This is a genomic window from Halopseudomonas pelagia, from assembly GCF_009497895.1.
Lineage (GTDB): Bacteria > Pseudomonadota > Gammaproteobacteria > Pseudomonadales > Pseudomonadaceae > Halopseudomonas > Halopseudomonas pelagia_A.
On the sequence record NZ_CP033116.1, the window covers coordinates 2406489 to 2426143 of the forward strand.

The 19655-nt window shown below is 57.5% G+C and carries 20 protein-coding genes; 15 read left to right on the forward strand and 5 right to left on the reverse strand.

The features are described 5' to 3' along the window. The first annotated feature begins 125 nt into the window (after positions 1–125). The 4 genes from EAO82_RS11345 (at position 126) to EAO82_RS11360 (ending at position 4227) form a co-directional block, all read left to right on the forward strand. Positions 126–1808 (forward strand): AMP-binding protein, encoded by a 1683-nt coding sequence (locus EAO82_RS11345; protein ID WP_096345817.1) that lies wholly within the window; start codon positions 126–128, stop codon positions 1806–1808. 28 nt (positions 1809–1836) lie between these two features. After that, entirely contained in the window at positions 1837–2262 is a 426-nt protein-coding gene (locus tag EAO82_RS11350) for a hotdog fold thioesterase (RefSeq protein ID WP_096345818.1), read from the forward strand. A 124-nt stretch (positions 2263–2386) separates the two neighbouring features. Further along, positions 2387–3250, forward strand: coding sequence for an alpha/beta fold hydrolase (locus EAO82_RS11355; protein ID WP_096345819.1), 864 nt, complete (start codon positions 2387–2389; stop codon positions 3248–3250). A 152-nt stretch (positions 3251–3402) separates the two neighbouring features. Further along, positions 3403–4227, forward strand: coding sequence for a DUF4892 domain-containing protein (locus EAO82_RS11360; RefSeq protein ID WP_096345820.1), 825 nt, complete (start codon positions 3403–3405; stop codon positions 4225–4227). A gap of 15 nt (positions 4228–4242) precedes the next feature. On the opposite strand, the gene EAO82_RS11365 is transcribed toward EAO82_RS11360, so the two are convergent. Then, positions 4243–6678, reverse strand: coding sequence for a penicillin acylase family protein (locus EAO82_RS11365; RefSeq protein WP_174958847.1), 2436 nt, complete (start codon positions 6676–6678; stop codon positions 4243–4245). A gap of 90 nt (positions 6679–6768) precedes the next feature. On the opposite strand from EAO82_RS11365, the gene EAO82_RS11370 reads away from it, so the two are divergent. The 4 genes from EAO82_RS11370 (at position 6769) to EAO82_RS11385 (ending at position 10844) form a co-directional block, all read left to right on the forward strand. Beyond that, entirely contained in the window at positions 6769–7788 is a 1020-nt protein-coding gene (locus EAO82_RS11370; protein WP_096345822.1) for a patatin-like phospholipase family protein, read from the forward strand. A gap of 51 nt (positions 7789–7839) precedes the next feature. Next, positions 7840–8877 (forward strand): selenide, water dikinase SelD, encoded by a 1038-nt coding sequence (gene selD, locus EAO82_RS11375; protein ID WP_096345823.1) that lies wholly within the window; start codon positions 7840–7842, stop codon positions 8875–8877. Next, positions 8877–9995, forward strand: coding sequence for a tRNA 2-selenouridine(34) synthase MnmH (mnmH, locus tag EAO82_RS11380; RefSeq protein WP_096345888.1), 1119 nt, complete (start codon positions 8877–8879; stop codon positions 9993–9995). Before selD ends, mnmH begins: the two co-directional genes overlap by 1 nt. An 87-nt stretch (positions 9996–10082) precedes the next feature. Continuing rightward, positions 10083–10844 carry an SDR family oxidoreductase gene (locus tag EAO82_RS11385; RefSeq protein ID WP_096345824.1) on the forward strand — a complete coding sequence of 254 codons (762 nt, stop codon included), beginning with the start codon at positions 10083–10085 and terminating at the stop codon, positions 10842–10844. Positions 10845–10923: 79 nt separating this feature from the next. Here EAO82_RS11385 and EAO82_RS11390 read toward each other — a convergent pair whose 3' ends face one another. After that, on the reverse strand, positions 10924–11496 hold the full coding sequence (locus tag EAO82_RS11390; protein WP_096345825.1) for a Smr/MutS family protein: 573 nt from the start codon (positions 11494–11496) through the stop codon (positions 10924–10926). 121 nt (positions 11497–11617) lie between these two features. Here EAO82_RS11390 and prmB point away from each other — a divergent pair, with 121 nt between their 5' ends. Further along, positions 11618–12535, forward strand: coding sequence for a 50S ribosomal protein L3 N(5)-glutamine methyltransferase (prmB, locus tag EAO82_RS11395; RefSeq protein WP_096345826.1), 918 nt, complete (start codon positions 11618–11620; stop codon positions 12533–12535). Here the strand turns inward: prmB and EAO82_RS11400 are convergent. Together EAO82_RS11400 and EAO82_RS11405 are read right to left on the reverse strand one after the other, a co-directional pair. Next, the gene (locus EAO82_RS11400) at positions 12525–13310 is read right to left on the reverse strand and encodes a hypothetical protein (RefSeq protein ID WP_096345827.1); all 786 of its coding nucleotides are present in this window, start codon (positions 13308–13310) and stop codon (positions 12525–12527) included. The genes prmB and EAO82_RS11400 overlap by 11 nt on opposite strands. Positions 13311–13395: 85 nt before the next feature. Then, positions 13396–14166, reverse strand: coding sequence for a sulfite exporter TauE/SafE family protein (locus tag EAO82_RS11405; protein WP_096345889.1), 771 nt, complete (start codon positions 14164–14166; stop codon positions 13396–13398). A gap of 114 nt (positions 14167–14280) precedes the next feature. Between EAO82_RS11405 and aroC the strand changes: the two genes are divergently transcribed. The 6 genes from aroC to EAO82_RS11435 all read left to right on the forward strand — a co-directional run bounded on the left by aroC (position 14281) and on the right by EAO82_RS11435 (position 18782). Further along, positions 14281–15372 carry a chorismate synthase gene (aroC, locus tag EAO82_RS11410; RefSeq protein WP_096345828.1) on the forward strand — a complete coding sequence of 364 codons (1092 nt, stop codon included), beginning with the start codon at positions 14281–14283 and terminating at the stop codon, positions 15370–15372. 29 nt (positions 15373–15401) lie between these two features. Next, positions 15402–16574 (forward strand): MFS transporter, encoded by a 1173-nt coding sequence (locus EAO82_RS11415; RefSeq protein WP_096345829.1) that lies wholly within the window; start codon positions 15402–15404, stop codon positions 16572–16574. A gap of 64 nt (positions 16575–16638) precedes the next feature. Continuing rightward, positions 16639–17178 carry a hypothetical protein gene (locus tag EAO82_RS11420; RefSeq protein ID WP_096345830.1) on the forward strand — a complete coding sequence of 180 codons (540 nt, stop codon included), beginning with the start codon at positions 16639–16641 and terminating at the stop codon, positions 17176–17178. Positions 17179–17233: 55 nt separating this feature from the next. Continuing rightward, positions 17234–17425, forward strand: a complete 192-nt coding sequence (locus EAO82_RS11425) for a PLDc N-terminal domain-containing protein (protein WP_096345831.1) — start codon at positions 17234–17236, stop codon at positions 17423–17425. Beyond that, on the forward strand, positions 17426–18187 hold the full coding sequence (locus tag EAO82_RS11430; RefSeq protein WP_096345832.1) for an SDR family oxidoreductase: 762 nt from the start codon (positions 17426–17428) through the stop codon (positions 18185–18187). It begins immediately after the preceding gene. Positions 18188–18215: 28 nt separating this feature from the next. Next, positions 18216–18782 (forward strand): histidine phosphatase family protein, encoded by a 567-nt coding sequence (locus EAO82_RS11435; RefSeq protein WP_143520283.1) that lies wholly within the window; start codon positions 18216–18218, stop codon positions 18780–18782. A gap of 35 nt (positions 18783–18817) precedes the next feature. On the opposite strand, the gene EAO82_RS11440 is transcribed toward EAO82_RS11435, so the two are convergent. After that, positions 18818–19591 (reverse strand): ferredoxin--NADP reductase, encoded by a 774-nt coding sequence (locus EAO82_RS11440; protein WP_096345834.1) that lies wholly within the window; start codon positions 19589–19591, stop codon positions 18818–18820. Positions 19592–19655: the final 64 nt, after the last annotated feature.

A 19655-nucleotide genomic window follows, 5' to 3' on the forward strand; every position in this document is an offset into this window, starting at 1 on the left:
TTCTTCTATCTTGTCGAGGGGGTGGCTAGATGGGATAGTGTTCATTCATACGGGTGAGCAACGTTACCAGTAGGTATTGCAGTGCAGCTTATCTCATAAAAAACAATCAGAACCGAGGTGCCGTCATGGGAGATCAGGTCAGGCTGACCGTGTCATCTGCGCTGGAAGCCTTCTACCAGCGAGAGGCAAAGCATCCGGAGAAAATCTATCTGGTCCAGCCCTTGCCCGACGGGCAGGTCGAAGAGATCAGTTGGGGGCAGGCTGGTGAGCAGGCTCGACGGGTGGCGGCTTACCTGCGCAGCCTGGATTTTCCCGAGCGCAGTCATATCGCCCTGGTCTCGAAGAACTGCGCGCACTGGATAATCGCTGACCTGGCGATCTGGATGGCAGGGCATGTCTCCGTTCCGCTGTACCCGAACCTGACCGCCGACTCGGCGCGCCAGATTCTTGAACACTCGGAAGCGCGAGCGGTGTTCATCGGGAAGCTCGATGATTGGCAAAGCATGCGTCCTGGCATGCCGCCAAACTTGCCCATGCTCGGGTTGCCGCTGGCGCCAGAAGACCCGCAGTTGCTCGGTTGGCAGTCTTTGCTGCAAGCCAATGAGCCCATGCAAGGCGAGCCGCTACCTGATCCAGAGCAACTGGCAACGATCATCTATACCTCCGGCACTACCGGGATGCCCAAGGGCGTCATGCTCAGTTTCGCCAGCATGTATTTTTCTGCTAACAACTGCCTGCGTTTGTTCAATATCAGCGACGCCGACCGGTTGATGTCCTATCTCCCGCTATGTCACGTTGCCGAACGCCAGTTTGTCGAGGTGGCTTCGCTGTTGGCGGGGGAGACCGTGTTTTTCGCCGATACCCTGGCGAGCTTCCAGCGTGATATGCAGCGCGCTCGACCCACGGTGTTTTTTGGCGTGCCGCGTATCTGGGTCAAATTCCATATGGGGGTTATCAGTAAAATTCCCGCAGCTTTGTTGGATAAGCTGTTGAAAATACCGGTAATTGGTCGAGTGATGGCGCGTAAGGTGCTGACTGGTTTGGGGCTTGATCAGATTCGTTATGCGGTATGCGGTGCCGCGCCAGTGGCCGACACCACGCTGGCCTGGTACAGGCGTCTTGGCTTGAGCATCGCCGAGGTGTACGGCATGACCGAGAACTGTGGTTACTCGCACCTGGGGCGGCCCAGCCGGGTCAAGCCAGGTTGGATCGGGTTGCCCAATCCTGGCGTGGAAAGTCGTCTTTCGCCAGAAGGCGAGCTGCAGGTACGTAGCAATGCAACCATGCTGGGCTATTTTAAAGAGCCGGAGAAAACCGCAGAAACGCTTACCGAAGACGGTTTCCTGCGCACCGGTGACGTAGGCGAGATCGATAACGAAGGCTTTCTTCGCCTGACCGGGCGTATCAAGGATATTTTCAAGACTTCCAAAGGCAAGTATGTGGCGCCGGCGCCGATCGAAAACTTGCTCGCTGCGCACAGTCGCGTAGAGCAGGTCTGTGTGGTCGGGAATAACCTCGGTCAACCCTTGGCGTTGGTGCAACTGTCAGAGGCTGGTCAGCAGGAAGCGCAAGGCAGTCGTGAACAGCTTTCTAAAGATTTCAGCGAGTTACTGGATAATGTTAATGCGAAAGTCGAGCGTCATGAGCAGCTCAGTTGCCTGGTGATCGTGGAAGATGATTGGACAATCGAGAATGGTTTTATGACGCCGACCCTGAAGATCAAGCGCAATGTCGTGGAAGCGACCTACCAGGACCAGTTCGAATTATGGTCGGTGAGTGGGCACCGGGTGCTCTGGCAAGGCCAGTAAGCTAACGCATCAGTATCTAGGAGGAAGAATGGCTGCTATCTGGCACCAGAAAGTCGATCTTGAAGAACTCAACAAGCCGGGCGAGCATATCAACTCGCTGCTCGATATCCGCTTTGAGGACGTGGGTGATGATTGGATCACCGCCAGTATGCCAGTGGACGCACGCACCCATCAGCCCTACGGCATATTGCATGGGGGTGCCTCGGTGGTGTTGGCAGAGTCGCTCGGCAGTACCGCATCCTATCTGTGCATCGACAACAGCACATCGTATTGCGTGGGTCTGGAAGTCAATGCCAATCATCTCAAGGCGGTACGCAGTGGCCGTGTGACAGCCCTGGCCAAGCCGATCCATCTGGGGCGTACCACTCACGTATGGGACATTCGGCTGCACAATGCTGCGGACCAACTGACCTGTATTGCTCGGTTGACGATGGCTGTGGTGCCGGTCAGATAAGACCTTATGCCAGGTCATTCATGGGCTCTGCATTACTTGTCTCGCATTCAGTGGTGGCATAGATTGCCCGCCGGTACTGCGGTCCAGGCTGCGATTTTCTGTATCCCACCCATAGGATTCTGTCATGAGCGTGAGTAGTCACGAAGTTCGATTTTCCCTGCCGTCACTAGAGGTTGCTGCCAAGGTCTGGGGTAACCCTGACGGCTTGCCAGTGATCGGTTTGCATGGATGGCTGGATAACGCTGCCACCTTTGACCGGATCGCGCCGTTGCTGAATGATGTACATCTGGTAGCGCTCGACCTACCGGGTCACGGGTTGTCCGGGCACATGCCGGCGGCGGGCTACAGCCTGTGGCAGCAAGCCGCGACCGTGTTGCAGGTGGCCGAGAATCTGGGCTGGAAACGCTTTGCGCTGCTTGGCCATTCCATGGGCGCGATTATCAGTGGGGTGCTGGCCGGCAGCCTGCCTGAGCGGATCATGGGTGCCTGCCTGATCGATGGCCTGCTGCCATTTACCTCCGAAGCCGAGGATGCACCCAAACAGATGGCGCGTTTCTTCGCTGCCAGCCTGGCACTGGAGAGCAAGCGCAAACCGGTTTACGACAGTGTCGACAACGCCATTCAAGCGCGGGCCAAGGGCAGTAATACGGATATCAGCCATGAGGCGGTGAAGATACTTGTGGAGCGCGGGTTGATGCCGGACAACGGCGGCTGGACCTGGCGCACCGATCCGCAGCTCATGCTGCCTTCACCCATGCGCTTCACCAGCAACCATGCTGTGGCGTTTATTGAGGCCATCACCTCGCCGACCTGCCTGGTACTGGCCAACCAGGGCGTAATGCATAAACACCCTCAAGTGCTGGACCGTATCGAACGCTTTCAGAATATCGAGTTGCATCAATTGGACGGGGGGCATCACCTGCATCTTGAGGAACCAGCTGCGGAAGTCGCAACGATATTTGACAGTTTTTTCAGAAAGCTGACTTGACCCTGGACCGTCAGACGCAAATGATCAATACCAACAGCGGCTTGGTCTACAGTATCCATCAGCGGCGAGGGGAGAGCGCCTTACCAATATAATGCTGCTGAGTAGTGTATGGTCCCATGTGCCCCGTTCTGAGGGTGCCAACAGGAGATTGAATGCCCTTTTTTCTACCCACCCTCGGTTTTGCTGGCCTTTTGCTTTGTGTGCTGGCCCGGCCCGCGGCCGCAGATGAACTGTCAGAGCGCCTTGTGCTGAGCGCCTTTCCTGGTGCAACGCTGGTGGATTCTTCCAACGAAGCGGCTGTCGACCATGCGGTGGTGATGGGCAGTATTCGGCGCATCAACAATCAGCTACGCGCGGAGCGTGAAGTAAGAACCACGGGCGAGCTGATCCGTGCCACCTATCGGATACCCGACCCACATGATCGCCATGAAGCATTTGAACATGCCAAGGAGCAATTGTTGGCTCAGCCAGGCAGCATGCTGTTTTTCTGCCAGGGCCGGGAGTGTGGCAGTAGCAGCTTGTGGGCGAATCAGGTGTTGAACAATTCGACCTTGTATGGCCCGGAAGATAACCAGGCCTATCTGGTCATGCAGTTGGATAGCGAACCACAACGATTTGTCAGCTTGTATGCGATTACCCGCGGCAATCGGCGGGTATATCTGCATGTCGAACAGTTCACTCCTGAACAGCCGGTGGCTGAAACGCTCTACCCCACGCCGGCTACCATGCTCAAATTGTTGCATGCGGAGGGCCAACTGGTGATTCCGGCAAACCATGCCGCGGATCCGGAAACAGCGCAGGCCTGGGTCAATCTGATCAACCGCATGCTGCGTTCCGATACCCGTCTGCGGATATCGGTCAACGGTGATCAGGCGCCTGCGGTAACCCGGCAACTGGTGGAGCTGGGAATACGTAGCCAGCGCCTGGAAGTGGGCGAAGCACTTCCCTTAGGCGCCATTTTGATCATCAAGCTCTGACCCATAAACGCCGCCTCATCGCGGCCGTAGAGTGATCTGATCCGGCAAAGCCTGGATCGCCTGCCAGTCGAACAGCTGACTGCGATACCGCCCCTGATTGAATAGCTCGTTCTGGTCACGATAATGCGGGTCTAACGGATTGCCAGACTGGCCCATCGGATTGATGCCCAAACTGCGATCCAGGTCCGCCAGATCAATCAGGCGGCGGGTCGAAGGCCCCGCTTTGATCTGGTAGCTCCCCACACCTGTATCGAAGGTCATGCTGTTAAGGCTTTCTGGCCCGCCGTCAACGGCGGCAACCCGGCTGTCGAAAAACCGCCCCACCGGCAGGCGCTCGCTCAACGCATGTTCATGCTGCAGGCGGGTAACTCGGCTCCAGCTCCAGCTGTCTGGCTCGATGCCCAGCTCGTCTGTCAGCGACTCGATTGTCTTAACCCAGGCTTGTTCAATGGCCGCTTGGCGACCGTCCATAATTGGTTGGAGTCGGTTATCCCACCAGGGCGAGGAGGCCTTCCAGTACAGGCTGTACAGGCTTTTTTCGGCCAGATCAGTATTGCGGAAAACGTCAAACTGCTCGCCCAGTTCATCGGCAAACAGCGCTTGCATCAGATGGTCCTGCCAGCGCTGAAACAGCGTTGCGCCAACCTGCTCACGGGTGAAGGTGCCATTCCATTCGCTGAGTATCTCCGCCGCTCGGGCCGCCGGTGCACGCAGGTCCTTGCTTAACAACTGATGATCCAGCAAGGGCAGCGCATCATCCAGCATCGCCAATGCCTGCGGCTTGCGCGTATCCAGCTGCATGTCCTTGAACTGCGACAGGTCGAACTGCTCTTCGTTGTTCAACAACTCTGCCAGACGTTCGGCGCGCTCGCTGGGGGCGTAATAGCCCGGCATGATGCGTCGTCGGCCGGCTTCGGTATAGGGATTGTTGGCACTGAAAATATGCCCTGAAGAAGGGTTGATAATGCGCGGATTGGCGCTGAACGGTTGATAGCCGAGAAAATCGTCCCGGCCACTGGAACCGCTGAGCAGCGAGTAGCTGTTGTTGCTGTTAGGCCAGCGCTTGAGCCGGCCGATCGCCCACATGGCGATATTGTCTTCGACGTCGGCATAAATCAGGTTGAGCCCGGGAGAGCTGTGGAGCGCTGCAGCCTGTTCAAACTCATCCATGCTCTTGGCGCGGGCCAGTCCATAAAACGACTGCGCGGCGTCATTGTCGGTGTTGAGGAAACTCCAGAACAGGCTGACCGGCGGCCGCGCTGCGGTTTCAGCGTCCAATGCGACCCCCGGTGCTGGATCGTTGATGATCGGTCCATGCCGCGAACTGCGCATGCGCAGCAGGCGATCTTCTTGCCCGCGAACCTTGATAACTTCTTCATGGATGGTCAGATCCTGCCAGCCGCTGTCGCCCGCGCGTACTTGATCGGGATTGTCAGGGTTGACCCGCTCGCGGTAGAAATCCACTTCGTCATTCATCAGCATCGTCAGCCCCCAGGCGTGCCGACGCGTCTGGCCCAGCAAAGGGAAGGGGATGCCGGCAAGAAAATGGCCGTAGACTTCGTGTTCAGGGGTACGCAGGTGCGCTTCAAACCACACCGCAGGCGCGGAGTAACCTATATGCGGATCGTTGGCCAACAGCGGCGAACCGCTCAGGCTACGCTTGCCATTGACCGTCCAGGCGTTGCTGCCGAGAAACTGCCCTGCAGGCACTTGCTGCTCGGCTTTGACGATCTGCTTCAGCAACGGGTCGAGCAGGCCGGTTACTCCGCTGTCTACGGCCCTGCGCGGCGGCATGCTATCCGGCCAGCTGGGGACCAGATCGCGGGCGTGGCGCTCGCCGAGATTGCCCCTTATGTTATCCATTAGCGCATCGGTCTTGAACGCCTCGGCAAAGGAATAGGCCATATAGCCCATGACATGCGCGATGTCGGCGGCATCAAAATAGTCAGGTTGAGTCAGCAGCAAGCGGTATTCCAGGGGTGTTTTTCCGCTCTCTATGTAGTAGTTGATACCGGCTTGATAAGCTTGGATCAGTTTGACGTGCGGCTCTTCGGATTGCTGTTCCAGCCGTTCGGCATATTGCCGAGCAAAGCGGCCTATGCCCAGAGAGCGAAAAAACCGGTCGGTTTCAAAGGTATCCTGGCCATAGAGTTCGGACAGGCGCCCGGCGCCTATGCGCCGCAGCATGTCCATCTGGAATAGCCGGTCCTGGGCATGCAGATAACCCAGCGCGAGGTAGCCGTCGTGATCATTGCGCGCGTCAATATGTGGTACGCCCCAGGCGTCGTAGAAGACTGAAACGGGCTTTTGCAGCCCTGGCAGATCGAGCTGCCCATCACGTTGTGGTTCTGCGTTATAGAGGGCCCAGGCTCCCAATGTACCCAGCACAGCCACCAGCAGCAACACAGCAAAAGCCCACTTCAAAGAAATCAGCACACGGGTATTGATCACGGGTAACCTTAACGCTATTGGAAGATGTCCGCGCATGATGCTCAGACAGTCATCCGCCGTCAATCGAGATTATTTTGCAGGGGGGGAAGCATGTCCCAACGGGTTGCATTGGTATTGGGAAGTGGTGGCGCCAGAGGTTATGCGCATATTGGCGTGATCGAAGAAATCGAACGTCGGGGTTACAAGATTGACTGCATCGCCGGTTGCTCTATGGGTGCCGTGGTCGGCGGAATTTATGCGGCTGGCGGGCTAGAGGCCTACCGCGAATGGGTATCGGGATTGGCCTATCTGGATGTATTGCGTTTGTTGGATGTGGGCTTCGGCAATCTGGGTGCGATTCGCGGTGAGCGGGTTTTCGGGCGTATCCGCGAAATCATTGGCGAAGTGAATATCGAAGACCTGCCGATTCCCTTTACCGCAGTGGCCACTGATCTGACCAATCAACAGGAAGTCTGGTTTCAGCAGGGTTGCCTGCATCAGGCCATGCGCGCCTCGGCTGCGATACCCAGCCTGTTCTCGCCCGTGCGCCAGGGCGGCCGGGTGCTGGTCGACGGTGGGCTGCTGAACCCCTTGCCGATTGTGCCGGTGGTGTCGGCCCATTGTGATCTGATCATGGCAGTAAACCTGAACGCGACCCATTGTGCGGGCTATACCTTGCCGGTGATTGAGCGTCCAGCCCCTATCCGTCGTCAATGGGATCAATGGACCGACACTCTTAACGTGCGCAACTGGCTGACTCGTCGGGAAATAGACGAGCAGGGCGCATTGTCCGATCAAATAGCCTTGTCTGCGGATGAGACGCCAGAAACCCCTTCAGCGGCTTCCGAGAAGCTGCCGCAGATCGACCGTCATGAGCCGGAACCACCGACCAAAGTGGCTGAGGTCCCTGTGGGCCCTGCGAGCTTGCTGGAACTGGTGAACCTCTCCTTTGAAGCAATGCAGGCCTCGCTGACCCAATACAAGATTGCCGGCTACCCGCCCGACGTGTTGATAGAAGTGCCCAAGCGTCTTTGCCGCTTCTTCGAGTTTCACAAGGCGCCGGAACTGATCGAGTTGGGCCGAATGGTTGCCAGCGATACGCTTGATCGACATGAAGGGCTCAAGCGCTGAAGGCAGGCAGCATGCTAAAATCCCCGGCTTATGTCATAGCGGGAGAGCGGGATGAGTAAAGATATACGTCTGACCGAGTACAGCCATGGTGCCGGTTGTGGCTGCAAGATTTCGCCAAAGGTGCTTGATGAAATTCTCGCTGTCGGTCAGCCAGGTCCCGATTTTCCGCAGTTGTGGGTGGGTAATGCGAGTCGTGACGATGCGGCGGTTTTTGGTCTGGATGCCGAGCAGGGCATTGTCAGCACAACTGATTTCTTTATGCCGATTGTTGATGATGCTTTCGATTTTGGCAGAATCGCCGCGACCAATGCGATCAGTGATATCTATGCCATGGGCGGCAGCCCGATGATGGCCATCGCGATTCTCGGCTGGCCAATCAATCTGCTGCCGGCCGAGCTGGCTGGTCAGGTCATTGCCGGAGCGCGCTCGGTGTGCACTGCCGCCGGCATGCCGCTGGCTGGCGGGCACTCGATTGACGCGCCCGAGCCGATATTTGGCCTTGCAGTGACCGGCCAACTGAAACGCAGCCACCTCAAACGCAACGATAGCGCACGACCTGGTGCTCGGCTGTTTCTGACCAAGCCCTTGGGTATAGGCATCCTTACCACCGCGGAGAAGCAGAAAAAACTGCGCCCGGAAGACGCCGGCGTGGCACGCGATCTGATGTGCCAGTTGAACAGTGTCGGGGCGCGCTTTGCGACGCTTGAGGGCGTGCAGGCGATGACCGACGTTACCGGTTTCGGTCTGCTCGGCCATCTGGTGGAGATGGCCGAGGGTTCCGGAGTCAAGGCGCGGATCGAAGAACGCCTGGTGCCACGTTTGGCCAGTGCCGACTATTACCTTGGCCAGGGCTGTGTGCCGGGCGGCTCGGGGCGCAATTTCGATAGTTACGGTGCCAAGGTCGCGGACATGCCGCAGGCATGGCGCAACCTGCTCTGTGACCCGCAAACCAGTGGCGGACTCCTGGTGGCGGTAGATCCTCAGGCGGAAGCGGAGTTTCTGGCCATGGCCGCCGCAGAGGGCTATCAACTGCAGGCGATTGGCGAATGTTTGGCGGCGGACGCGGGTCCCTGCGTCGAGGTCGTTTGATGCGCGAAAACATTGAGGATTATCGGCAGCTGTTTCTCAACACGGTGCCGTTGATGGATGTCCGGGCTCCAGTGGAGTTTGACAAGGGCGCCTTTCCAGCTGCGATCAATCGTCCGTTGATGAACGATGATGAGCGCAAGCAGGTGGGTACCTGCTATAAGCATTCCGGCCAGCAGGCGGCGATCGACCTGGGTAACCGCCTGGTCTGCGGCGATATCAAGGAGCAGCGTATTGCCCAATGGGCAGATTTCGCACGCAAGCACCCAGACGGCTACCTGTATTGCTTTCGCGGCGGGCTGCGTTCACAGATCGTCCAGCAGTGGCTGGCCGAGGCAGGCATTGACTATCCGCGGGTAGTCGGCGGCTATAAAGCCATGCGTCGCTATCTGATTGATAGTCTGGAAGCGACGCTACAGAATTGCCCCCTGTACATAGTGGCGGGACTGACCGGCACCGGCAAAACCGAAGTGATTCATGCTCTGAGTAACAGTTTGGATCTGGAAGGGCATGCGCATCATCGTGGCTCGAGTTTTGGCCGCCATGCCACCGCGCAACCGGTGCAGATCGATTTCGAGAATGCCTTGGCCATCGAAGCGTTACGCGTGAGAGAAGCGGGGCATGGGCAGCTGGTGCTTGAGGACGAAGGGCGAATGGTCGGCAGTTGTACAGTACCCCTGGATCTGTACCAGACCATGCAGACCGCGCCTTTGATCTGGCTGGAGGACAGCTTCGACAATCGCGTCGGGCGGATTCTCGGCGACTATGTGATCGATATGCATGCCGAATTTGCCATGCTGCATCCAGATCAGCCCGAAATCGCGTTCAATGCCTTCTCAGAACACCTGAGCGGCGGCCTTTTGCGCATCCGCAAGCGATTGGGCGGTGAGCGCTACCAAATCCTTCAGACGATCATGCAACAGGCGCTTGATGTCCAGCAGGCGACTGGCGACGTACAGGCGCACCGCGGATGGATCGAGGGCTTGCTGACCCACTATTATGACCCGATGTACGCCTACCAGCGTTCCGGCAAGGACGAACGGGTCGTGTTCCGCGGTGATCAGCCGGCGGTGGTCGAATTTCTGCAACAACAAGCCATAGATAATCAGTATAAAGCGTGAACAACATAGCTGATTCAGTCGGATTGTGACGTTTGCTGCTGGTACTATCCTGCCAGTTCAATCAATTCTGTCAGGAGTCGAGACACTATGAGCACTACATTTGCCGGTAAAGTTGCATTGGTCACCGGGGGCGCTGCCGGTATTGGCCAGGTCACCGCAGAGGCTTTTGCTGCTCAGGGGGCCAAAGTAGTGGTGTCCGATATCAGCGAGGCCGCAGGTCAGGCCGTGGTCGCAGGTATCAAGGCCAAGGGTGGTGAAGCAGTATTTGTGGCGTGCAACGTGGCCAAGGCTGATGAAGTCAAGGCGTTGATGGACGCAGTAATCGCCCACTACGGCCGCCTGGATTGTGCATTCAACAATGCGGGTATCGAGATCGAGCAGGACAAGCTGGCCGACGGCAATGAAGATGTGTTCGATGCCATCATGGATGTCAACGTCAAGGGTGTGTGGCAGTGCATGCGTTTCGAAATTCCCCTGATGCTCAAGCAGGGCGGCGGCGCTATCGTCAATACTGCTTCAGTAGCGGCCTTGGGCGCAGCGCCAAAAATGAGCATCTACGCTGCCAGCAAGCACGCGGTGCTGGGTTTGACCCGCTCGGCAGCAGTGGAATATGCGAAGAAATCGATTCGCGTCAATGCAGTATGCCCGGCCGTGATCGACACCGAAATGTTCCGCCGCGCCGCTGCCATTGATCCGCGCAAAGCCGAGTTCGCTGCCGCAATGCATCCGGTAGGGCGTATTGGAAAAGCGGAAGAAATTGCTGCTGCGGTGCTCTATCTGTGTTCCGAAGGCGCCGGCTTCACCACCGGTATCGCCTTGCCCGTAGACGGCGGGGCCACCTGCATCTAGAACCAGCGGCAAGCTTCAAGCCACAAGCGCAAAGCAGCTACGTGGATAGTCAGGGTTTTTCTTGCAGCTTGCCGCTGCCTTACTCGTCCCGGCCTTCCATCATTACCCGTTTGAGCAGGATATATACCGAGCCGGTCCCGCCGTGGCGGGGTATGCAAGAGGTGAAGCCGAGTACCTGGCTGTGTTGGCGCAGCCAGGTATTCACGTGGCTCTTGATGATCGGGCTGCGTCCATCCTTGCGTTGCGCCTTGCCGTGCGTGACGCGTACGCAGCGCACCTCCATCTTGTTCGCTTCTGCGAGAAAGGCCCAGAGCAATTCCCGAGCCTTTTCCACTGTCAGGCCGTGCAGGTCAATCGAACCTTCAAAGGGGATCTGGCCGCTTTTCAATTTGCGTAACTGACTTTCCTGCACACCGTTTGCCGCCCAACTCAGTTCCTCTTCGGGCAGCACATCAATCACGAACTGGTCCGACATACCATCCACGCGAACGCGATTGGTCGGCTGCACGGCGCCCTGGCGCAGGGTCTTGATTCGCGTGCGGTCGGTGCGGGCTTTGCCGGTGTCGGCCTGGTCTACCTTGATGCGCCTGGCCCCTTGGGTAGCCTGGCGGAAAAGTTCCAGATCGTCCGGTTCGCTGGGGTCTTGGCTCATCGTAGTCATTCTGCGTGATAAAAAGGCAAGTGTATCAGTAGTTTCCAAGCCCATGCAGGTTAGAATATGCGCTTGTCAGCAACCCGCTATCGAGCCGTATAAGCCCTCTGGAGGCATTGTCATGACCGAGCACACCGCCCTCACCACCATCCGCGACCTGGTGCGCTGGGGTGTCAGCCGCTTTCATGAAGACGGGGTGTTTTTTGGCCACGGTTCGGATAACGCCTGGGACGAAGCCCGGCTGCTGGTATTGCATGCGCTGTATCTGCCATGGGAAACGCCCGAAGAGTACATGGGCTGCAAAGTAACCGAGAGCGAGCGTCAGTTGACCCTGGCGCTGCTGCAACGGCGGATAGAACAGCGCATTCCGGCGGCATACCTGACCGGGCAGGCCAGGTTTGCCGGTCTGGACTTTATCGTTGATGAGCGCGTATTGGTGCCGCGTTCGCCGATAGCCGAGCTGATCGCCCAACGCTTCCAGCCCTGGCTTGAGACGGAACCGACACGGATCCTGGATCTGTGCACGGGCAGTGGCTGCATCGGTATCGCCTGCGCTTATGCCTTCCCCGAAGCTGAAGTGCTGCTCGCCGATCTGTCCGCCGATGCGTTGGCGGTCGCCGAGCTGAATATCGATGCCCATCAATTACAGAGCCGCGTAGAAGCACGCTGGTCGGATGGTTTTGAAGGCATGCCCGGCGAGCGATTTGACCTGATCGTCAGTAACCCGCCCTATGTCGATGCCGAAGATATGGCCGAGTTACCTGACGAGTACATGCACGAGCCGGAAATGGGCCTGGCAGCCGGTCTGGATGGCCTGGACCTGGTGCGCAGGATGCTCGCGCAGGCTGCAGATCATTTGACCGAGCAGGGCTTACTGGTGATAGAGGTCGGCAATAGCATGGTGCATGTGATGGCGGAGTGGCCTGACGTGGATTTCGAATGGGTGAAATTCAGCCAGGGCGGGCATGGGGTCTTTATACTCAGCGCCAGGCAATGTCGGGAATATCAGGGCCTGTTTGCATCTCACCTCAGCTCATGACCACCCAGAGCAGCATCAGCGCTTGGAATATCGCGAACACGATCAGACAGCCGATGGCGAAGCGCTGATTCATTTCATTGTTCTTGAAATTATCGATTACCCGCTGGAACTGCGAAAGCTGCGCCTGCTGCTTGCGGTTCAACTGTTCCTGCTCGCGCAACTGGTTGAGAATGTCGCTGATTTGGATCGCGGCTACTTTTTCAGTATTCCAGCTACTGATCAAGCTACTGACTCGGTTGGCCTGGGCGCGTCCTGCAGTGCGCTCCTCGTTTGAATAGCTCAGATCAAATCCGGCACGCAGAAGCAACTTTTCCCGAATCAGCCGGCTTTCTTCGCTGCTGACTTCCTCCGCGTGCAACATGATCGGTGTGATCGAGTAGTCGCCGCAACTGCGCTGGCACCACTCGATAAGCTGGGCCAGTAAATAGCCGCCCAGGCCGCGCTGAGCAGGTTGCATGCGTACGTGCTCAAGTGGGCCAAAGCGCACGCGGCGGTTCTTGTGGTCAACCAGCACTTCCATCAGGTTGATATCATCGGTTTTGTTTTCACCGTCGGTATTGACCCTGAGACGGAATAACTCCAGATGAGCCGCACGTTCCTGGATAAGCGTGACCCTGGCCAAGCGTTCGGCATGGGCGATCTGCCGGCCTTTATAGATGGGTTTGAGCTGTATCCAGTAAACGTCGGTAGGCCGGGCGCGGGCGAAAGGGTCGCGCGGCGCAGTAACGATTTTCTGCTCGTTGTTGTCCTGCTCTGAAGAGGTGACTTGATTCATCGGCATTCCGAACAACAGTGGGCAATGGGTTATGAGGATATTTATCGGCCGTTAATCGGGATTCTGCAATGAAAATCTGCCTTGGTCACCACCAGCTACTTGCTGCTTGCCAGATCAGGCGCAGGGCCAATAGCGTTAACAGCAGGTTGAAGATCATGCCGAAGCGCTGGTCACTGATGCGCTTGAGCAGGTGCAAACCCGCCCAGGTACCCAAGGCGCCTGCTGCGATCATCAACAGAATCAGCCCCAGCCATTCGCCGAACACGAAGCCAGCGGCGCCGTAGACGATCGCCTTGGGCGCATGTTGCAGGCTCATCGCCGCGGCAAAGGTAGCGACGGTAGACAGCCTCTCGCCTTCCTGTTGCTGCTTGATAAAGGCGGCGACCAGCGGCCCGGTCGCACCCACAAACAGGCTTACGAAGGTGGTGAAGGTCGCGGCAATCATGGTGCCGGCCCGCCCGGTAGCCACCTTCGGAATCGCCGGCCCCCAGCACAGCAACAGGATAAAGCCCGCGATGCATAGCTGCACCAGTGGCAGCGGCAAGTCGACCAGAAACAGACTCGCCAGCCACGCGCCGATAATCACGCCGGGCAAGAACCAGAGAATGACGCGCCAGTTGATATGTCGGAAGGTCATTAGCGCGCGGTTGGCGTTGGAGCCGAATTGCACCATACCGTGAACGGGAATAATGGCTGCCGGAGGCATGACCAGCGCCATGATCGCCAACAGCAAGACGCCGCCGCCAATACCCATGGACGCGGTGAGCGCCGAGGTCAATATCGAGGAAATGATCAACAGTACGATCACCAGGCCGGGGACACCGGCGGGTAACACAAGATCCAGTACTGCCTGCATGAATGCGTCCGTCAGGGGAAAACGCATAGCCTAGCGGCCTGCTGCCAGGCTGTCACCTGTCGAGAGGGAACGGTATACTTGGCAGCTTCGCTCACAAGACATCAGGTTGCGCGCATGTCCGGAAATACCCTAGGCACTCTTTTTACCGTGACCACTGCTGGTGAAAGCCATGGCCCGGCCCTGGTAGCTATTGTCGATGGGTGCCCGCCGGGGTTGGCGCTGGACGCCAGCGATCTGCAGCGCGACCTCGATCGGCGCAAGCCCGGCACCAGCCGGCACACGACTCAGCGGCAGGAGCCGGACGAGGTGGAGATTCTCACCGGTGTGTTCGAGGGTAAAACCACCGGTTGCCCGATTGGTCTGCTGATTCGCAATACCGATCAGAAATCCAAGGATTACTCGGCGATCAAGGATACCTTCCGCCCAGCGCATGCCGATTACACCTATCACCACAAATACGGTGTACGCGACTACCGTGGCGGTGGCCGTTCCTCCGCCCGGGAAACGGCCATGCGCGTAGCGGCAGGTGCGATCGCGCGCAAGTATCTGGAAGGGCAGGGCATTGTCATCCGCGGCTACATGAGCCAGTTGGGGCCGATCGATATCCCATTCAAAAGCTGGGATGCGGTAGCAGACAACGCGTTTTTCAGCGCCGATCCTGACAAGGTGCCGGAGCTTGAAGCCTATATGGATCAGTTGCGCCGCGACCAGAACTCGGTCGGGGCGAAGATCACCGTGGTCGCGGAAGGCGTGCCGCCAGGTCTGGGTGAGCCGGTATTTGATCGTCTGGATGCCGAATTGGCTTACGCGCTGATGAGCATCAATGCAGTCAAGGGCGTCGAGATTGGTGCCGGTTTTGCGTCGGTGGCGCAGTTGGGCACGGAGCACCGTGATGAGCTGACTCCAGAAGGCTTCACCAGTAATAATGCCGGCGGTGTACTCGGGGGTATTTCCTCGGGTCAGCCTATTGTTGCGCATCTTGCGCTCAAACCCACCTCCAGTATTACCACGCCTGGCCGCTCGATTGACGTCAACGGCAATCCGGTGGATGTGATCACCAAGGGTCGACATGATCCCTGTGTAGGCATCCGCGCTACTCCCATTGCCGAGGCTATGATGGCTATGGTGCTGATGGACCATCTGCTGCGCCATCGCGCGCAGAACGCCGATGTCACCGTCACTACTCCGATACTCGGCCAGCTGTGAGCGGCCGGGTTGTCTAGATTGAGGCGTTGATGCTGCCTTATTGGCGCCTCTCCGGTTTCTACTTCGCCTACTTCGCCTTGCTTGGCGGAGTAGCACCCTTTCTTGCGCTGTATTTTAATTATCTGGGTTACAACGCAGCGCGGATTGGCGAGCTGGTGGCCATCCCGATGCTGATGCGTTGCCTGGCACCCAATTTATGGGGCTGGTTGGGTGATGTCACCGGGCGGCGTTTGACGATCGTACGCCTGGGCGCCTTGTTTACCGCGCTGGCATTCACCGGAATATTTTATCGCCAGGATTACCTCTGGTTGGCAATGATCATGGCGCTGCACAGTTTTTTCTGGCACGCCGTGTTACCGCAGTTTGAAGCCATTACCCTGAGTCATCTGGGCGCCCAATCGTCGCGCTACAGCATGGTGCGATTGTGGGGCTCGGTTGGATTCATCGCCACCGTAGTCGGCCTGGGCTGGCTACTGCAGATCCTCAGCCTGGATGTGTATCCGGTCGTCATGCTCGGTATCATGCTGGCCATTTTCTTCTGCAGCCTGACGGTGCCTGCGGCGCCGGTGACCAAGCTGCATCACACAGGGATACACACCGAAGGTTTTTTGCACGTGTTGCGCCGACCTGGTGTGCTGGCGTTTTTCCTTTGCGCCGGTCTGATGCAGTTCTCCCACGGGCCTTACTACACGTTTCTGACACTGCATCTGGAAGCCCTTGGCTACAGCCGCAGCGTGATTGGGTTGCTCTGGGCCCTTGGTGTGATCGCAGAAATTCTGCTGTTTCTGGTCATGGCCAAGGTGCTATCGCGCTTCACCCTCAAACAGCTATTGGTCACCAGCTTGCTACTCGCCGCCATACGCTGGCTGGTACTGGGGTCCTTGGCCGAGTATCTCAGTGCATTGCTGTTTGCCCAGCTGTTGCACGCGGCGACTTTTGGTTGTTTCCACGTAGCGGCAATCCATTTTATTCAACGCAGCTTCAACGACCGCTTGCAAGGCCAGGGCCAGGCGCTTTACGCGACATTGTCAGGTATGGGGGGAGCGCTCGGCGCGCTGTATGCCGGTTATAGCTGGAATACGATTGGCGCCTTCTGGACCTTCACCCTTGGTGGTTTGGCAGCTCTGCTTGCCGCGATCGTGTTGTTACGCTGTTTGCCCTCGGCCGGCATTGAGCAGGCTCGAGGTCATACTTTCAGCTGACTGTCCGCTGCTAGCCAGGGCCTTTATACTGCCCCTACATTCCAAATAACAGGCGACGTCCAGGATGAATATCCTCGCTGTCTATGATCACGACCAACTCCAGTTACCAGGCAAAGTACTGACCCATTCCGAGGATATTGAGCCGTTGCTGACCGGCATGGGTGTGCGCCTTGAGCGTCTGCAACCGCGGCCTGCTCTAGGGCAGGATGATTCTGATCAGACCATTATCGCGACCTTTGAGCCGGTATTGGCTGCCAGTCAAACAGCGGGCCTCTTGCCCTGTATGCGGGTACAGCGAATGGAAGCGCTACCGGGTTATGCGAATGAAGCGCCGCACGCGGATGAGCAGCGTTTCGAGCAAGCTACAGCACGCCTGCAGGTGAGGGGCGCGGGTGTCGTCTGTTTGCATCAGGATCGCCAACTGTTGGTGTTGAGCTGTCGTCAGGGTGATTTGCTGACACTCCCTGCGCGCTTGGCCCATTGGTTTGTTCCCAGCGCCGGACAGCCCAGCCTGGTGATTCATGCGGCTGCGACGCAGCAAGCGCTGATCGCAGAGCGAACCGGTAATGATATTGCCAGCCGTTATCAGGTGCTTGAATTGTAAAACCCTGGGCGCGCGCTTGAGCTATAGTAAAGACCCATTGTAAAAGGAGCTTTATATGAATGTGAGCGTCGGTAACGGCTTTCTTGGTCTGGTTATTCTGATTTTGGATATCTGGGCGATCATCAATATCGTGCAGAGTAATGCCAGCACCGGCGCCAAGGTGTTGTGGGTGGTGTTGGTGCTGCTGCTTCCGGTAGTCGGCCTGATTATCTGGTTCTTTGCCGGCCCGCGCGGTGGAAAGGTTTGAATGGAGTCTGAAAATCTTCCCGTGGCACTGGTTACCGGTGCCGCCAGAGGGATAGGTAAGGGCGTTGCCGCCAGTCTGCTGCGTGCAGGCTGGTCGGTAGTGCTCACCGATGTGGACGAGCCCGCGGGCCAGGCCGCCGCAGAAAAGCTGGCCCGGCTGGGTACTGTTGAATTCATTCCTATGGATGTGACCGATGAGGCGAGCGTGATGGCCTGCATCGAACGTATTGAAGGTGATTTTGGCCAACTTGATGGTCTGGTCAATAATGCCGGTATGGCTGACCCGGACAATGGGCCGATCGAACAACTGAGCCTGGAGGCGTGGAATCGCAAGTTGGGGACCAATCTCACTGGCGCCTTTCTGGTAGCCAAGCACTGTATCCCCATGCTACGTGAAACCGGGGGTGCAATCGTTAATATAGCGTCCACGCGAGCGGTACAGTCTGAGGCGCATACCGAGGCCTACGCGGCCAGTAAAGGTGGCTTGGTCGCGCTGACACACGCACTGGCTGTCAGCTTGGGGCCGACCATCCGGGTTAACGCAGTGAGTCCGGGCTGGATAGATACGCGTGACAATGCCCAGCAACAAAGCGACCCCTTGCGTGCGGTCGATCATCAACAACACGCAGTAGGGCGTGTTGGCCAGCCTCGTGATATCGGTGCGTTGGTGGTGTTTTTGCTGGGACCAGCAGCGGGATTTGTAACCGGGCAAAATCTTGTTGCAGATGGCGGCATGACGCGGCAGATGATTTACGTAGAATAAGATTTCTATCTCTTTCCGGCCAACCCCCATGTTCTTGATTCGTTGCTGCCTTTTTGCTCTGGCTTTAGGGAGCTCGGGACTATTATTGGCCGATCCCTCGGCATGGGATGCGGTGCGTGAGGGCAGGGCGATGGTTATCCTGCGGCATGCCTACGCACCGGGTATCGGAGATCCCGATAACTTCAGCCTGAATGACTGCGCTACGCAGCGGAATCTGAATGCGCAGGGGCGAGAGGAGTCTAGACGCTGGGGTGATTACCTGCGTAAGCAGGGGCTGGGTTCCGCTACCGTGTATACCAGCCGTTGGTGTCGGGCAGTCGATACTGCAGAAGGCTTCAAGCTGGCACAAGTGCAGCTATTGCCGGAACTGGATTCGTTTTTTCAGGATCGAGCGAACGCTCAGGAACAAATGCAATCATTGCGCCGCTTTATCGCGGCCCTACCTGCAGGCGAGCCGGTCATCATGGTCAGTCATCAGGTGAATATCACGGCGTTGACCGGCGAGTTTCCGGGCTCTGGTGAAGCGCTGTTGCTAGCCCTGCCTTTAAGTGACCCTCCAATGCTACTCGCCAGAGTGCCAGCGCCGGAGTATTAGCCGGCGCTGGCATGGCGGTTTGGAGTGCAGTTGCTCTATTTTTCGACGAATGCCCGCTCGATTACATAGTGCCCCTGGTCGCCATGACGGGCTTCCTTGAAGCCGCGCTCATCGAGAATGGCGCAGAAATCCTTGAGCATGCTTGGGCTACCGCACAGCATGAATCTGTCCTGCTCCAGATCAAAGGCGGGCAAACCGATATCGTCGAACAGCTTTCCGCTGGTCATCAGGTCCGTCAGGCGGCCCTGATTGCGAAACGGCTCCCGTGTCACAGTGGGGTAATAAATCAGTTTTTCCCTGATCTCTTCACCAAAGTATTCATGGTTAGGCAGCTCTTCGGTGATCAGATCCTGATAGGCCAGCTCGCGCACGTGTCGGCAACCGTGGGTGAGGATGACCTTGTCATACTGCTCGTAGGTTTCGGGATCCTGAATGATGCTGATAAAGGGTGCCAACCCAGTGCCGGTGCTGAGCAGGTAGAGGTTGCGTCCCGGTAACAGGTGATCCAGTACCAGCGTACCCGTGGGTTTACGGCTGATGACGATCTGGTCGCCTTCGGCAATATTCTGCAGGCGAGATGTCAGCGGGCCGTCCGGCACCTTGATGCTGAAGAACTCCAGGGTGTCTTCATAGTTGGGACTGGCAATACTGTAGGCGCGCATCAGCGGACGACCTTCGACTTCCAGCCCAATCATGATGAAATGGCCGTTCTTGAAACGAAAGCCCGGATCCCGCGTCGTTCGGAAGCTGAACAGATTATCAGTCCAGTGGTGCACGCTGAGTACCGTTTCAGAATTGAAGCCCGCCATTTAAATTCCCCCTATAAGACGTGAGATATAAAGCCTGGATACCTTTAACTTGCGTGCAGTGTAA

Bases quoted from the DNA above. Each gene is read 5' to 3' on its own strand.
- EAO82_RS11345 (WP_096345817.1), top strand. From the start codon at position 126: ATGGGAGATCAGGTCAGGCTGACCGTGTCATCTGCGCTGGAAGCCTTC.
- EAO82_RS11350 (WP_096345818.1), top strand. From the start codon at position 1,837: ATGGCTGCTATCTGGCACCAGAAAGTCGATCTTGAAGAACTCAACAAG.
- EAO82_RS11355 (WP_096345819.1), top strand. From the start codon at position 2,387: ATGAGCGTGAGTAGTCACGAAGTTCGATTTTCCCTGCCGTCACTAGAG.
- EAO82_RS11360 (WP_096345820.1), top strand. From the start codon at position 3,403: ATGCCCTTTTTTCTACCCACCCTCGGTTTTGCTGGCCTTTTGCTTTGT.
- EAO82_RS11370 (WP_096345822.1), top strand. From the start codon at position 6,769: ATGTCCCAACGGGTTGCATTGGTATTGGGAAGTGGTGGCGCCAGAGGT.
- selD (WP_096345823.1), top strand. From the start codon at position 7,840: ATGAGTAAAGATATACGTCTGACCGAGTACAGCCATGGTGCCGGTTGT.
- mnmH (WP_096345888.1), top strand. From the start codon at position 8,877: ATGCGCGAAAACATTGAGGATTATCGGCAGCTGTTTCTCAACACGGTG.
- EAO82_RS11385 (WP_096345824.1), top strand. From the start codon at position 10,083: ATGAGCACTACATTTGCCGGTAAAGTTGCATTGGTCACCGGGGGCGCT.
- EAO82_RS11390 (WP_096345825.1), bottom strand. From the start codon at position 11,496: ATGAGCCAAGACCCCAGCGAACCGGACGATCTGGAACTTTTCCGCCAG.
- prmB (WP_096345826.1), top strand. From the start codon at position 11,618: ATGACCGAGCACACCGCCCTCACCACCATCCGCGACCTGGTGCGCTGG.
- EAO82_RS11400 (WP_096345827.1), bottom strand. From the start codon at position 13,310: ATGAATCAAGTCACCTCTTCAGAGCAGGACAACAACGAGCAGAAAATC.
- EAO82_RS11405 (WP_096345889.1), bottom strand. From the start codon at position 14,166: ATGCAGGCAGTACTGGATCTTGTGTTACCCGCCGGTGTCCCCGGCCTG.
- aroC (WP_096345828.1), top strand. From the start codon at position 14,281: ATGTCCGGAAATACCCTAGGCACTCTTTTTACCGTGACCACTGCTGGT.
- EAO82_RS11415 (WP_096345829.1), top strand. From the start codon at position 15,402: ATGCTGCCTTATTGGCGCCTCTCCGGTTTCTACTTCGCCTACTTCGCC.
- EAO82_RS11420 (WP_096345830.1), top strand. From the start codon at position 16,639: ATGAATATCCTCGCTGTCTATGATCACGACCAACTCCAGTTACCAGGC.
- EAO82_RS11425 (WP_096345831.1), top strand. From the start codon at position 17,234: ATGAATGTGAGCGTCGGTAACGGCTTTCTTGGTCTGGTTATTCTGATT.
- EAO82_RS11430 (WP_096345832.1), top strand. From the start codon at position 17,426: ATGGAGTCTGAAAATCTTCCCGTGGCACTGGTTACCGGTGCCGCCAGA.
- EAO82_RS11435 (WP_143520283.1), top strand. From the start codon at position 18,216: ATGTTCTTGATTCGTTGCTGCCTTTTTGCTCTGGCTTTAGGGAGCTCG.
- EAO82_RS11440 (WP_096345834.1), bottom strand. From the start codon at position 19,591: ATGGCGGGCTTCAATTCTGAAACGGTACTCAGCGTGCACCACTGGACT.